13 protein-coding genes, 1 tRNA gene and 1 riboswitch are annotated in these 14,168 nt (G+C 71.8%); of the genes, 7 read left to right on the forward strand and 7 right to left on the reverse strand.

The features are described from left to right. Positions 1-81: 81 nt before the first annotated feature. Complete coding sequence (locus ACH4K4_RS10255; protein ID WP_398166187.1) at positions 82-1,479, reverse strand: DUF445 domain-containing protein; 1,398 nt, start codon at positions 1,477-1,479, stop codon at positions 82-84. A gap of 260 nt (positions 1,480-1,739) precedes the next feature. Here ACH4K4_RS10255 and ACH4K4_RS10260 point away from each other — a divergent pair, with 260 nt between their 5' ends. Next, positions 1,740-3,029, forward strand: coding sequence for an SGNH/GDSL hydrolase family protein (locus tag ACH4K4_RS10260; protein ID WP_398166188.1), 1,290 nt, complete (start codon positions 1,740-1,742; stop codon positions 3,027-3,029). A gap of 54 nt (positions 3,030-3,083) precedes the next feature. Here ACH4K4_RS10260 and ACH4K4_RS10265 read toward each other — a convergent pair whose 3' ends face one another. Continuing rightward, complete coding sequence (locus ACH4K4_RS10265) at positions 3,084-3,803, reverse strand: DUF1707 domain-containing protein (RefSeq protein ID WP_398166190.1); 720 nt, start codon at positions 3,801-3,803, stop codon at positions 3,084-3,086. A gap of 363 nt (positions 3,804-4,166) precedes the next feature. Between ACH4K4_RS10265 and ACH4K4_RS10270 the strand changes: the two genes are divergently transcribed. Then, a complete protein-coding gene (locus ACH4K4_RS10270) occupies positions 4,167-6,563 on the forward strand; it encodes a transglycosylase domain-containing protein (RefSeq protein WP_398166192.1) in 2,397 nt (798 codons plus the stop codon). Positions 6,564-6,582: 19 nt separating this feature from the next. On the opposite strand, the gene ACH4K4_RS10275 is transcribed toward ACH4K4_RS10270, so the two are convergent. The 3 genes from ACH4K4_RS10275 to ACH4K4_RS10285 all read right to left on the reverse strand — a co-directional run bounded on the left by ACH4K4_RS10275 (position 6,583) and on the right by ACH4K4_RS10285 (position 7,817). Next, positions 6,583-6,903, reverse strand: coding sequence for a DMT family transporter (locus tag ACH4K4_RS10275; protein WP_398166194.1), 321 nt, complete (start codon positions 6,901-6,903; stop codon positions 6,583-6,585). 34 nt (positions 6,904-6,937) lie between these two features. Then, a riboswitch (guanidine-III (ykkC-III) riboswitch) is annotated at positions 6,938-7,003 on the reverse strand. A gap of 87 nt (positions 7,004-7,090) precedes the next feature. After that, a complete protein-coding gene (locus tag ACH4K4_RS10280) occupies positions 7,091-7,393 on the reverse strand; it encodes a co-chaperone GroES (RefSeq protein WP_176564603.1) in 303 nt (100 codons plus the stop codon). A 106-nt stretch (positions 7,394-7,499) separates the two neighbouring features. Further along, positions 7,500-7,817, reverse strand: coding sequence for a DUF3618 domain-containing protein (locus tag ACH4K4_RS10285; protein ID WP_398166195.1), 318 nt, complete (start codon positions 7,815-7,817; stop codon positions 7,500-7,502). Positions 7,818-8,004: 187 nt separating this feature from the next. On the opposite strand from ACH4K4_RS10285, the gene bcp reads away from it, so the two are divergent. Next, entirely contained in the window at positions 8,005-8,472 is a 468-nt protein-coding gene (gene bcp, locus ACH4K4_RS10290; RefSeq protein ID WP_398166196.1) for a thioredoxin-dependent thiol peroxidase, read from the forward strand. Positions 8,473-8,506: 34 nt separating this feature from the next. On the opposite strand, the gene ACH4K4_RS10295 is transcribed toward bcp, so the two are convergent. Both ACH4K4_RS10295 and ACH4K4_RS10300 read right to left on the reverse strand, forming a co-directional pair. Continuing rightward, entirely contained in the window at positions 8,507-9,793 is a 1,287-nt protein-coding gene (locus ACH4K4_RS10295) for a sensor histidine kinase (RefSeq protein ID WP_398166197.1), read from the reverse strand. Continuing rightward, positions 9,793-10,299 (reverse strand): hypothetical protein, encoded by a 507-nt coding sequence (locus tag ACH4K4_RS10300; protein WP_398166198.1) that lies wholly within the window; start codon positions 10,297-10,299, stop codon positions 9,793-9,795. The genes ACH4K4_RS10295 and ACH4K4_RS10300 overlap by 1 nt, the downstream gene beginning before the upstream one ends. 514 nt (positions 10,300-10,813) lie before the next feature. Here ACH4K4_RS10300 and ACH4K4_RS10305 point away from each other — a divergent pair. The 4 genes from ACH4K4_RS10305 to ACH4K4_RS10320 all read left to right on the forward strand — a co-directional run bounded on the left by ACH4K4_RS10305 (position 10,814) and on the right by ACH4K4_RS10320 (position 14,109). Continuing rightward, complete coding sequence (locus ACH4K4_RS10305; protein WP_398166200.1) at positions 10,814-12,352, forward strand: MFS transporter; 1,539 nt, start codon at positions 10,814-10,816, stop codon at positions 12,350-12,352. Between the two features lie 167 nt (positions 12,353-12,519). Next, positions 12,520-13,158 (forward strand): HNH endonuclease, encoded by a 639-nt coding sequence (locus ACH4K4_RS10310; protein WP_398166201.1) that lies wholly within the window; start codon positions 12,520-12,522, stop codon positions 13,156-13,158. Continuing rightward, positions 13,155-14,027, forward strand: coding sequence for an HNH endonuclease (locus tag ACH4K4_RS10315; protein ID WP_398166202.1), 873 nt, complete (start codon positions 13,155-13,157; stop codon positions 14,025-14,027). The genes ACH4K4_RS10310 and ACH4K4_RS10315 overlap by 4 nt, the downstream gene beginning before the upstream one ends. Positions 14,028-14,034: 7 nt before the next feature. Next, positions 14,035-14,109 (forward strand) — tRNA-Leu (locus tag ACH4K4_RS10320). Positions 14,110-14,168: the final 59 nt, after the last annotated feature.

Raw genomic sequence — 14,168 nt, forward strand, 5'->3', positions numbered from 1 at the left:
ACCACCACCGGAATCCGCTCGCGCACGCGGTGCACGGTAGGGCCTGGGCCGTGAGACTTCCATAGGCGGCGCCGCCCGGCGCTACCCCCCGAGCAGCCGCGACACCGCGTAGATGAACAGCCCGGCGAGCGCGCCGACGACCGTGCCGTTGATCCGGATGAACTGGAGGTCGCGCCCGATGTGCGCCTCGATCTTCTTCGAGGTGTGCTCGGCGTCCCAGCTCGCGACGGTGTCGGTGATCAGCGAGGTGATCTCGTCGCGGTACGTCGTCACGACGTAGACCGCGGCGCCCTCCAGCCAGCCGTCCACCTTGCCCTGGAGCCGGCCGTCACCGGCCATCCGCTGCCCCAGCGACAGCAGGGCCGCCCGGGTCCGCAGCCGCAGCTCGCTGTTCTCGTCCTCCGCCGCCGACACGATCATCGCGCGCACCGAGCCCCACGCCGAGGCGATCAGGTCCTGCACCTCGCCGCGTCCCAGCACCTCCGACTTCAGGCGCTCCACCCGCTCGCGGGTGTCGGTGTCGGCCTGGAGGTCGCCCGCGAAGTCCTTGAGGAAACGGTCCACCGCGCCGCGCGCAGGGTGTTCGGGCATGTCCCGCATCTCGGTGACGAAGCGCAGCAGCTCCTTGTAGACCCGCTCGCCGACCTTGCGGTCCACGAAGCGCGGCGTCCAGCCCGGCGCGCCGCCGGAGACCGCCGTCATCACCGAGTCGCTGTGCACGGTCAGCCACTCGTGGGCCCGTACGCAGATCAGGTCCACCACCCGCTTGTGCCCGCCGTCCGCGACCACCTTCTCCAGCATCTTGCCCAGGCCCGGCGCCACCTCCTGCGCGTCGGCGCGCCGGGTGATCGCCTCGCCGACCACCGCCTGCACGTCGGAGTCGCGCAGCACGGTCAGCGCGCCGCGCAGCGCGGTGGACAGCTCCGCCGTCACCCGGTCGGCGTTCTTCGGCTCGGCGAGCCAGGCGCCCAGCCTGCGGCCGATGCCGACCTTGCGCAGCCGCAGCCGTACGACCTCGCCGGACAGGAAGTTCTCGCCGACGAACTCGCCGAGGCTCACGCCCAGCTGGTCCTTCTTCGTCGGGATGATGGCGGTGTGCGGGATGGGCAGTCCCAGGGGGCGCTTGAACAGGGCGGTCACCGCGAACCAGTCGGCCAGAGCGCCGACCATGCCGGCCTCGGCCGCCGCCGCCACGTACCCCGCCCAGCCGCCCGCGCCGGCCGCCTTCGCCCAGGTGGCCAGGGCGTAGACCAGGGCCACGCCCAGCAGCAGGCAGGTCGCCAGGGTCTTCATGCGCCGTACGCCGCGCCGCTTCTCCTCGTCGGCGGGGCTGTAGGGGAAGCCGCCGGGCGGTACCGGGCCGTGCGCCGGTACCGGGCCGTGCGCCGGACCCGCGCCCGCGTGCGCGCCCGCCGGTGCCCCGCCCGGCCCCGCGGCCGTATCCGCGCCGGGAACCACGTCCGTTTTTGTCCGTTCCATCCGCTCCACCCGCTCGAACCCGTCTGCGTCGTACGTACAGGCATATGCCCTGCTTCATGCCGGCCGTGCGTTCAACTGTGTCCTACTCCGGCAACGAACCACGAGTTCCCCGCCTCCGGGGAACCAGGGCGCCGGGCGCCTCCGCGGCCGTGCGTGCGAGCATGAGAGAACCGATCGGACCGCAACGGCGCCGCTGATCACACGCTGCCCTGTGCCCGCCCGGAGCACGCCGCTCCGCCTCCCCCAGGAGACTGTGCCGCATGTCCTCAAGAGTGGGCCCGACCCTGCTCGCCGGCTTGGCGGCCCTGGTGGTGCTGGTCTCGGCCGTGGTCTGCCTCGGCTCCCGCGGCGACGGCACCCAGGATCCGGCAGGACGCGACCCGCGCCCGGCCGGACGCTGGGCCGGTACGTGGTCGGCCGCCGCGACCGCCGCCGAACCCGGCAGCCTCGACGGCTACGCGGGCATGTCGATACGCAACGTGGTGCACACCAGCATCGGCGGCACCAGCGCTCGCATCCAGCTCTCCAACCTCTACGGCACCCGCCCGCTGCCCGTCAGCCACGCCACCCTCGCCCTGGCCGCCGCCCCGGGCAAGGCCGCGGCGGCGGCCGGCACCATGCGCCGGCTGACCTTCTCCGGACGCCCCGCCGTCACCGTCCCCGCGGGCGGCGCGGTCAGCAGCGACCCCGTCACGCTCGACGTACCGGCCGCCGCCGACCTCCTGGTCACCACCTACTCCCCGTCCCCCTCCGGGCCTGCCACCTACCACCCGTACGCCCGGCAGGACTCCTACCTGGCGCGCGGCGACCGGGCCGGGGACACCACCGGCGCCGCCTACACCGAGCAGACCCCGTCCTGGCGCTACCTGACCGGCGTGGACGTCCGCAACGCCCAGGCCGAGGGCACCGTCGTCGCCATCGGCGACTCCCTCACCGACGGCATCACCTCCACCACGGGCGCCAACCACCGCTGGACGGACTTCCTCGCGGCGCGGCTGCGCACCGAGCGCGGCGCGCCGCGCTACGGCGTCCTCAACCAGGGCATCAGCGGCAACCGCCTGCTGATCGACGGCAGCCGCTACTCCCCCAACAACGGGCCCGGCGTGCTGTCCCGCCTGGAGCGCGACGCGCTGTCCCGCACGGGCGTGAAAGCCGTGATCGTCGAGATCGGCCTCAACGACCTGTTCAAGTCCCCGCGCCAGCTCGACCCGGAGAAGCTGGCCGAGGGCATGCGGGAGATCGTGCGCCAGGCGCGGGAGCGCGGGCTGCGCGTCATCGGCAGCACGCTCACCCCGTTCGGCGGCCACCCCGCCTACCAGCCGGAACTCGACACCGTACGCAAAGCGCTGAACGCCAAGATCCGCGCCGGGCAGGTCTACGACCAGTACGCGGACTTCGACGAGGCGCTGCGCGACCCCGGCGACCCGGTGCGGCTGCGGCCCGCCTACGACTCGGGCGACCACCTCCACCCGAGCGACGCGGGCTACCGGGCGATGGCCGACGCGATCGATCTGCGCCAGCTCAAGGGAGCGGTGCGGGCGGCGCTGTGACGGGGCCGCGCGGCGCGCGCGGCCCGGCGGCCCCCACCCGTACGCGCCGCGCCGTCACCCCAGTTCCTTGCGCCGCCGCTCCGTCACCTCACGGCCGTACGGCTGGGCCTCCCGGCCCAGCGGCTCCGCCTGCCGCTCCCGCTCCCGTTCCGCCTTCAGCCGCTGCTTCTCCAGCTTGGACACCTTGCGCCGGAACCCGACGCCGCCCATCATCGCGAAACCGGTGATCCTCACCCGCGGCGCGCCCGGCTCACCGACGGCGCTGTCGTCGGGCTCGAAGCCGCCCATGAAGCCCCAGCCCGTCACCTGGACCTCGACGCCCGGCGGCACGACGACCTCCATGCCGCCCATGAGCGCGAAGCAGCGCAGCGTGACCTCGTCCGCCTCGAAGTTCGCGTCCCGCAGGTCGATCTGCCCGCCGGCCTGGAACACCCCGGCGGTGAACGTACGCGGCACCGTCCACCGGCCCTTGCGCACGAAGCCGCTCCAGAAGGCGAACGCCCGACGGGAGGAGGGCTCACCGCCGATCCGCTCCCGCCACGCCGGCTGCCCCGGGCCGCCACGGGCCGCCGGCACGCCGCCGTGGCCCGGCTGCGGCAGGTCCGCGACCAGCGGCCGCAGCGCACCGACCGTACGGGCCTGGTACGCGGCCGTCAGCCGCTCGTCGAACTCCTCCATCGCCAGCCGCCCCTCGGCGAGGGCGTCACGCAGGATCTCGGCGACGCGGTCACGGTCGGCGTCCGAGGCGCGCAGATCGGGGAGTTCGTCAGTCATACGGACAGATTAATCCTTCTCGGTGGCGTACTGTCCGGGTAGGAATGGAAGATCATCTTCCCGAAGTCCGACGGGAGCGCACCGGCCTGACGACCCGCCAGGTGAGCGGCGGGCCGGGGCGGTACGGGCCGGCGAACGACGACCACCGCCGCCCGCAATCGCCCGTTCCGGTGAGCCGTACGCCCCATTCGGCCGGTCACGGAGCGGTCACAGGTGCGCGCCGCCCCTCGTGGCGGAAGGGCATGATGCGAGAGTTTCGTATCGGGCGACAGTTCCTTTTCCGGCTTTGGGCGCGAATCGCCCGACACGTCACCGATCCGCCGCGGTACAACCGTCGGCGGCGGCCGAGGAGTCCTTACAGACATGAGCGACGATCCGCAGCAGGACGGCAAGGGCGGGCCCCGCGTCCCGGGGTGGGCCGCACGCTCCGCGGCGCCCCAGGCCGCCGGCGAGGACGGCCCGGCGGGCGCCGGGGCCGGCGAGGGCGGCGGCAAGGGCGGCAAGTCCCGGCGCGGGCGCACCGGCTGGCGCCGCGCCATCCCCACCTGGCGCATGGTGGTGGGCGGCTGCCTGCTGGTCCTGCTGCTGATCGCGGGCGGCCTCGCGGCCGGATACGTCCTCGTCGAGATCCCCGCCGCCAACCGGGCCGCCCAGGCGCAGAGCAACGTCTACCTGTACGCGGACGGCAGCCAGATCGCCCGCGACGGCAAGGTCAACCGCGAGAACGTACCGCTGGCCCAGGTACCCAAGACCACCCAGGAAGCCGTACTCGCCGCCGAGGACCGCGACTTCTACTCCGAGTCCGCCGTCGACCCCGTCGCCATGCTCCGCGCCGCCTGGAACACCGTCACCGGCAAGGGCAAGCAGTCCGGCTCCACCATCACCCAGCAGTACGTGAAGAACTACTACCTCGGGCAGGAGCAGACCCTCACCCGCAAGGCCAAGGAGTTCTTCATCTCGATCAAGCTGGACCGCGAGCGCAGCAAGTCCGAGATCCTGGAGGGCTACCTCAACACCAGCTACTACGGACGCAACGCCTACGGCATCCAGGCCGCGGCCCAGGCGTACTACAGCAAGAACTCCGACCAGCTCACCACCGCCGAGGGCGCCTACCTCGCCACCCTGCTCAACGCCCCCAGCGCCTACGACGTCGCCGCCCACCCCGAGAACCGGCAGCGCGCCCTGGACCGCTGGAACTACGTGCTCGACGGCATGGTCAAGAAGAAGTGGCTCAGCCAGTCCGAACGGGCCACGCTGAAGTTCCCCGCCCCCGGCGAGGCCAAGCCGCCCACCGGCCTGTCCGGCCAGCGCGGGTACCTCGTCGAAGCCGTCCGGGACTACCTGACCAACAACAAGATCATCGATGACCGGACGCTGGCCGCCGGCGGCTACCGCATCACCACCACCATCGACAAGAAGCGGCAGGACGCCCTGGTCAAAGCCGTGGACGACAAGCTGATGGACCAGCTCGGCACCTCGGGACCGGACCGCTACGTACGGGCCGGCGGCGCCTCCGTCGACCCCGCCACCGGCAACGTCGTGGCCATGTACGGCGGCATCGACTACGCCAAGCAGTACGTCAACAGCGCCACCCGCCGCGACTACCAGGTCGGCTCGATCTTCAAGCCGATCGTCTTCGCCTCCGCCGTCGCCAACGACGCCACCACCCAGGACGGCCGCCGGATCACCCCGAACACGGTCTACGACGGCACCAACAAGCGCGAGGTGGTGAGCGACGGCAAGGGCACCCGCTTCGCCCCCGAGAACGAGGACAACCGCTCCTACGGCCCGATCACGGTGTCCACCGCCACCGACAAGTCCGTCAACGCCGTCTACGCCCAGATGGGCATGGACGTCGGCACACAGAAGGTCAAGGACACCGCCGTCGCCCTCGGCGTCCCCAAGGACACACCGAGCCTCAACTCCTCCCAGGGCGCGATCTCGCTCGGCACCGCCACACCCAGCGTGCTGGACATGACGCAGGTGTACGCGACCCTCGCCAACCACGGCAAGGAACACGCGTACAGCCTCGTCGGCAAGGCCACCAAGGGCGGCGAGAACGTCGAACTACCGGACCGCGGCGCGAAGACCGCGGTACCGCGCAACGCCGCCGACACCACCACCTCGATCCTGCGCAGCGTCATCGAGAGCCCCGGCGGCACCGGCTCGGCGGCCCGCGCCGCCGGACGGCCCGCGGCCGGCAAGACCGGCACCGCGGAGCAGGACAAGGCCGCCTGGTTCGCGGGCTACACGCCCGACCTGGCCACCGTCGTCGCCGTACTGGGCCAGGACCCGGACACCGCGGCGCAGAAGTCCCTCTACGGCGCCGCCGGACTGCCCCGCGTCAACGGCGGCGGCTTCCCCGCCGAGATCTGGGCGCAGTACACGGCGGCGGCCCTGGAGGGGAAGCCGGCCAAGGACTTCGACCTGGAGATGGAGGAAGGCGTGAACGAGACGCCTTCGGAGGAGCCGACCACGTCCGGGGAGCCGTCCGGCCCCAGCAGCGCGCCGCCGGCCGACGGCACTCCGAGCACGGGCCCCACCGGCGCCCCGCCCACCACCCCGACGACGCGGCCCACCGGCCGGCCGAGCATCCCGCCGTTCCCGACCACCCGGCCGACGACCGCCCCCACCGACGACTTCCCCACCTTCGAGCCGCCCACCGGAGGCAGCGAGGGCGGCATCGGCGGAGGCCGGGGCGGCGGCATCGGCGGAGGGATGGGCGGGGTCGGCGGCTGGGAGGACTTCGCCAACCCGTGACCGGACGGAGCCGTACGGATCAGTGGCCGGACGTCATCTTCAAGCCCACCACCGCCACCAGCAACAGGCAGATGAAAAAGATCCGGGCGGCGGTGGCGGGCTCGCCGAGCACGAGCATGCCGACGACCGCCGCGCCGGCCGCGCCGATGCCGACCCATACGCCGTACGCGGTACCGATCGGCAGCGTCCGCGCGGCGGAGGAGAGCAGCATCATGCTGGCGACGATGCCCGCGCCGGTGAAGACGCTGGGCCACAGCCGGGTGAAACCGTCCGTGAACTTCATGCCGATCGACCAGCCGACCTCAAGCAGACCGGCGACGGCGAGCAGGATCCATGCCATGACGGCACCTCCGTGGAAAACGAGCTTCTACAGGGGTGCGTCGTCTTGTCGTGACCCGGTACGGCGCGTCTCGTCGGGATGCTTCCGACTCTAGCAAAAGGCAGGCAAAACGGGCGGTGACCCCGGTCACCGCCCGCCCTCACGTCCATGCCGCCGCGGCCGTTCCGCCCCGTGCGGCGCCGTCCGGCTACAGGTACAGGCCCGTGGCGTCCTCGGCGCCCTCCAGGCGCTCGGCCGCCACCGCGTGCAGATCGCGCTCCCGCATCAGTACGTACGCGACGCCGCGCACCTCGACCTCGGCCCGGTCCTCCGGGTCGTACAGCACCCGGTCGCCCGGCTCCACGGTCCGCACGTTCTGCCCCACCGCGACCACCTCGGCCCAGGCCAGGCGGCGGCCTACCGCCGCGGTCGCGGGAATGACGATGCCGCCGCTGGAGCGGCGCTCGCCCTCGGCGATGTCGGTACGTACCAGCACCCGGTCGTGCAGCATCCGGATGGGCAGCTTGTCGTGGGTGTCCTTGGCGTTGTTCGGGCTCACGGCATGACCGTACCTGCCCGCGCGGCCCTCCGGCGCCCTCCCTGCCCGGAGCCGGTGGCTAACGCCGGCGCTTGGAACCCACCACCAGCAGCCCCACGACGGCCACGCCGATCATCGCCAGCGGCACCACCCGCTCCAGGCGGGGTGCGCCGTCCTCCGACACCAGCTGGGCGCGGATGTCCGAGACCGCCCGGTTGGCGGCCACGTACGCCCGCCCCGCCGTCCGGTCCACGGCCGCCGCCGTCTTCACCTTCGCGTCCCCGATGATCGTTTTCGGGTGCAGGCGGACACCGATCTCGTCCAGCGTCACGGCGAGGTCCTGCCGCCTGCGGGCGATGTCCTGCTCGATCTGCGCAGGGGTCCTGGCTTCCGACACCGCGCTGCCTCCGGTCGTCTCGATCCGTCTCCGTGCGCACAGTCTGTCAGCACACGGGTCGCGGCGCCCCACAGCACCCCCTTTTCGGGCGGCTCAGTAATCTCGGGCGTAGCGACATCCGGGGCGCGACGCGCCCGTCCCCGTACGTGACCCACGCGTGCCGGCCCACCCACGCACAAGGAGAACCATGAGCGAGCGACTGCAGCCCGGCGACACCGCACCCGCCTTCACCCTCCCCGACGCGGACGGCAAGCAGGTCTCGCTCGCCGACCACAAGGGCCGCAAGGTCATCGTCTACTTCTACCCCGCCGCGCTCACCCCCGGCTGCACCAAGCAGGCCTGCGACTTCACCGACAACCTCGACTTCCTGGCCGGCCACGGCTACGACGTCATCGGCATCTCCCCCGACAAGCCGGAGAAGCTCGCCAAGTTCCGCGAGAAGGAGGAGCTGTCGGTCACGCTCCTCGGCGACCCGGAGAAGCAGGTCCTGGAGGCATACGGCGCGTACGGCGAGAAGAAGCTGTACGGCAAGGTCGTGACCGGCGTCATCCGCTCCACCGTGATCGTCGACGAGGCGGGCAAGGTCGAGCGCGCGCTGTACAACGTGAAGGCCACCGGCCACGTCGCCAAGATCATCAAGGATCTGGGGCTGTAAGGGCCTGGCGCCCGGGGGGCGCGGCGGCCCGGCCTCACGGCGCCGCCACCGCCCCCTGCTCCACCCCGGCCCCACGCTCCACCACCGGCGGCTCCGGCAGCTCCAGCACCGCCTCCGCGCCACCGCCCTCGGCGGCACCGAACACCAGCCGGCCGCCCAGCACCTCCGCCTGCCCGGCCGCGATCGTCAGCCCCAGACCGTGCCCGGTACCGCGCTCCGGCGCCGCCGTACGGAACCGCCGCGGCCCCTCCGCACACAGCTCCGGCGGATACCCGGGGCCGTGGTCCCGCACCACGATCCGCGCGCCCTCGACCCGCACCTCCACCGGCGGCCTGCCGTGCTTGGCCGCGTTCGCCAGCAGGTTGACCAGCACCCGCTCCACCCGGCGCCGGTCGGTCTCCACCACCCGGGCCGGGCCCGCCACGACGACCTCGACACCCGCGATACCGCGCACCCGCTCCGCCCGGCCCACGATGCCGCGCACCAGCGACGGCAGGTCCACCGCGTCGAGCTGCGCGGACTCCACGCCCGCGTCCAGCCGGGACACCTCCAGCAGGTCCTCCACCAGATTGCGCATGGTCTGCGCCCGGTCCCGCACCAGCTCGACGGCCCGCTCGTGCGGCAGCAGCTCGGCCGCCGCGACCAGCCCCGCCACCGGCGTACGCAACTCGTGCGCCACGTCGGCGGTGAACTTCCGCTCCGCCTCCACCCGCGCCGCCAGCGACGCCGCCATATGGTGCACCGAACGCCCCAGCTCGGCCACCTCGTCCCGGCCGCCGGCCGCCAGCGCGTCCGCGTCCGGCGGCTCGCCCGCCGCGATCCGGCGCGCCGCGGCCGCACTGTGCCGCAGCCGCCGGGACAGCCGCTGCGCCACGAACCACGACACCACCGCCATCAGCACCACCGTGCCGACACCCGCGACCAGCAGCGCCCGGTCCAGCGCCACCTGGGCCGGATCGTCGTCCGGGAACGCCGCCGACACCGACAGCGTCCGCCCGGTGGCACCCGAACCGCCGCCCACCCCGGTGGCGGCCCACACCCGCGGATCCTCACCCTGGCTCAGGTACGTCCCCGACTTCCCGTCGAACACCGCGGCACGCAGCGGACCCGGCAGCGTCGCGTCGTCCAGCTGGGCGCCCAGCGCCAGCGTGCCGTCCCGCTCGTAGATCTGCAGCGCCGAACTGAGCCGGTCGTCCTGGTAGGCGCGCGCCGAGCGCTCCCGCTCCGCGTCCGCGATGTGGTGCACCGCGAAACCGAGCACCACCACCGCCAACGCCGTCACACTCGAAATGGCCAGGGCGATCCGGCCTCGGATGCCCATCACGCGAGGTTGTACATCTCCGTCGAGTCACCGAGCGGCGTCGAACCCTCGTACGTGACCTCCAGCCCCGTGAACGCCCGCGCCCCGTCCACCGTCCTGGCCCCGTACAGCCGGAACGTCGCCGGGAACCCGGCGTCCGCCCCCGCCCCCGCGGCAGCCTTCTCCACCTGCACCACACCCTCGCCCTCGGCCTCCGCCGCGCCGTACCGCCGCCAGGTGATCCCGGTCGCCACCATGCCGGCGTCGGCGCACGTCAGCGTAATGACCTGCGGCTTGATCTCCGGCTCGCCGAAGCCGCAGTCGCGCACCCCCGGCAGCCCGCCCGCCGCCTTCGCCGAGGACTTCACGTCCCGCACCGCCGACGTCTTCGGCGCCGCGTCCACCGCCGACGCGCGGTCCACCGCCTGGCTGAACCACACGCCGCCGGCCGCGAGCGCGGTGACCGCGGCGAAGGCCGCCAGCGCGGTGCGCCCGCCGAACCGGCGGGAGCCTTCGCGGTCGGTCATGAACTTCTCCTTCCGGGGCGGCGGCCCCGTGCCGGCGCGGGACGGGACACCACAGCCGAACACGTCACGCGCGCGCGAAACGAGGTGCACCGGATGCACAGGTGCACGGGGTCCCAGCAGAGCGAACGGTTCGGAGCATAAGGGCGGATTCGATACCCGCAACTCTCCCCCGCCCGCCACACGGGCTGATTGCCCGGACGCTTCGGTGACCACGCGGCTTTGTACCAGTTCTGTAACAGCGGCCGTCACACCCCTGGCGAAAACCACCCCGAAACCTGGAGAAACCGCTGCTCCGGACGGCGCATGTCACGTGACGTACATCGCGTTGTGGGGTCAGAGTGGTTTGAGCCGCGCTCTGCTGCGCAGGCGCTCCTGTCGTACGACCACCTTTGTGATCTCCGACCGCCGGCCGTCACGCCGACCGCCGACGGGTACCGACCACAACGACGCCGACGACCGCTGCGACCCACCTGCCGCGCATCGAGCGCGCTGACCGACCGAGAGGACTCGACTCGTGCCGACCGGCAGCACCGAAGCCGAACCCACGACCGACCGGGATCCTGCGGCGTTCAAACGCCACAGAAACCTGTTCCGTGCCGTCGCCCGCCGCCGGAACCCCCGGCTCCGCCGCACCGACATCACGGTGACCGACGAGCGCGTCGTCAAACGCGCCGTGAAGGCCGCCGCGCTCGGCAACGCCATGGAATGGTTCGACTTCGGCATCTACAGCTACCTCGCGGTCACCATCGGCAAGGTGTTCTTCCCCGGGGGCAGCGACACCACCAGCCTGCTGTCCTCCTTCGCCACCTTCGCCGTCGCCTTCCTCGTACGGCCCATCGGCGGCGCGTTCTTCGGCCCCCTCGGCGACCGCGTCGGCCGCAAGAAGGTCCTCGCCCTCACCATGATCATGATGGCCGCCGGCACCCTGTGCATCGGCCTGATCCCCTCGTACGCCAGCATCGGCCTGTGGGCCCCGATCCTGCTGATCGTCTTCCGCATGATCCAGGGCTTCTCCACCGGCGGCGAGTACGGCGGCGCCTCGACCTTCATCGCCGAGTACGCGCCCGACAAGAAGCGCGGCTTCTTCGGCAGCTTCCTCGAAATGGGCACCCTCGCCGGCTACACCGGCGCCGCCGGCCTGGTCCTGATCCTCAACACCTGGCTCGGCTCCGAGACCATGCACGACTGGGGCTGGCGCATCCCCTTCCTCGTCGCCGGACCGCTCGGCCTCGTCGGCCTCTACCTCCGGATGAAGCTCGACGAGACCCCCGCCTTCCAGAAGCTCGAAGCGGCCCAGACCCACAACGGCGACACCTCCGTCACCGAGACCGAGGCCGACTTCTCCCACCTCTCGGAGAACGCCCCCAAGAAGAAGCTCGGCGAGATCTTCTCGCAGCAGTGGCCGATGCTGATCCTGTGCATCGCGCTGGTCGGCGCGTACAACATCTGCCACTACATGCTGCTCTCCTACATGCCGACCTACCTGACCGACACCCTCCACTACGACGAGGCGCACGGCCTGCTGATCGTCATCGGCACCATGGCCGTCCTGATGTGCATCATCAGCTCCGTCGGCCGGCTCAACGACCGCTACGGCCGCAAGCCCCTCCTGATGGCCGGCATGCTGGGCTTCTTCCTCCTCTCCGCCCCCGCCTTCCTGCTGGTCAAGCAGGGCAGCATGGCCGCGATCATCCCCGGCATGCTGATGCTCGGCCTCTCCCTGGTCTGCCTCCTGGGCACCATGTCCGCGGCGCTGCCCGCCCTCTTTCCCACCAGCGTCCGCTACGGCTCCCTGTCCATCGGCTACAACCTCGCGGTCTCCCTCTTCGGCGGCACGACCCCCCTCGTCATCACCGCCCTCATGGACGGCTTCGGCGGCAACGACATGATCCCCGCCTACTACGCGATGGGCGCGGCCCTGGTCGGCGTCATCGCCGTGATCTGCATGAAGGAAACCGCCCAACAGCCCCTGGAAGGCTCCCCGCCGGCGGTGGCCACAAAGGAGGAAGCGGTGGAAATGGTGACGTCGCAGTCGCCGGACCCCCGGTTCTGACCCGGTTCTGATTCCAGACCGCGGCCCTCGTCCTCAGCGGGCGGGGGTCGTTGGCGTTTTCCGTTGGGCCGTATGGCGTAACCGGCCACCACCTGCGGTCGTTGGAGAGTTCGAGGCCGCGACACACGAGCGGACAGCGCTCATCGGGCCCGACGAAAGCGGGGGCCATGGTGATCAAGTACACGCGCGAACTGCTCGGCGAGGCCGCGCTCAGGTCTTCGTCGTACGACGACGTCGCACGCCACTGCGGCAGTGCGCCGACACCAGGTGTCCGGTGCTACATCAGCCGCAGAATGGCCGAGGAAAAGATCGACACCTCGCACTTCACGAACAAGGCCGTCCGCCATTCCGAAGCCACACTGCGCGAGGTGGTCGCCCTCTCCCGCAGCACTGCCGAGGCCGTGCGCCGCCTCGGCATCCATCCGGTGGGCGGCAACCAGGCCCACGTCGCCCGCCGGATCGCCGAACTGGGCATCGACACGAGCCACTTCACGTCCGTTCGTCCCCGGCGGCCGAAGCGTCCCTTCGCCGACCGGCTGGTTCTGGGGACGCCGGCCGCGGGACGGCTGCCCGGCGACCGTCTGCGCCAGGTACTGCTGCGACAGGGAGTACGGGAGCAGTGCGCGATGTGCGGTACGGGCCCGGAGTGGAACGGAAAATCCCTGCGTCTGGAGGTCGACCACCTGAACGGCGACTGGTGGGACAACCGCCCGGCGAACCTGCGCCTCCTGTGCCCCAACTGCCACGCGGTGACCGACACTTACCGCGGCCGCAAACCGCGCGGGCCCCGCGGAATCGGGACATGACGGCCCACCGGCGCTACGCCCGCGAGCTTCTCGCCCGTACGGCCGCGGAGTCCACCGGGCCCGTGGACATGCTGCGGCGCCTCGGTACACCTCTGGGCAGCGGAACCCTCCGGTATCTCCATCGCCGCCTGGCCCACTATGGCATCGACACCGCGCACTTCGTCCACGAAGAGCTGCCACCGCGTCCTCCGCAGACGTATACGAAGGAGCGTTTGGAAGAGGCGGCTGCCCGGTCCCACAGCATCCGGGAGGTGCTGGAGAACCTGGGCGTCCCGCCGTACGACAGCGCCTACTGCCACATCCGCAGGAAGCTGGAACGATTCGGCATCAGCACGGCGCACCTCACCGAGCGCGGCACCCGCCGGGAGCTGCTACCGCGCGACGCACTCACCACCGCCGTGGCCGGTTCGAAGAGCCGCGCCGCGACGCTCCGGCTGCTCGGCCGCCCCGTCACCACCACTACCCGCCGGCTCCTGGACCGGAGCATCTCGGCCTACGGCCTCTCGACGGCGCACTTCACCGGACAGGGACACGCCCGCGGTCGCCCTTCCCCGGCCCGCAGGCCGGCGGACGACATCCTCCGGCAGCTGGCTCCCGGTTCCCGCCGGACGAAGACGTCCCTGCTGCGCCGCGCCCTGGACGACAAGTCGGTCCCACGCCGGTGCGGCGCCTGCGGTCTCGGGGACACCTGGCAGGGCAGACGGCTGGTCCTGGAGATCGATCACATCAACGGGGACCGGCTCGACAACCGGATCAGGAACCTCCGTTACCTGTGTCCGTCGTGCCACAGCCAGACGCGCACGTTCTCCCGGCGGTCCGCGCGAACCGAAGATCCCCTCACGGCCGCGCGACGAGGCACAGTACAGTAGGCGCCGCGGGTCCGTACCCCAGCTGGCAAGAGGGCGCCGGTTTAGGTCCGGTGTGTCGTGGGTTCGAATCCCACCGGGCCCACCGTCACGAAGTGGCCGCCACCTTCCACGGAAGGTGGCGGCCACTTCGTCGTTCCCCGG

The sequence above is a fragment of the Streptomyces sp. NPDC017529 genome (assembly GCF_044329785.1).
Taxonomy (GTDB): Bacteria; Actinomycetota; Actinomycetes; order Streptomycetales; family Streptomycetaceae; genus Streptomyces.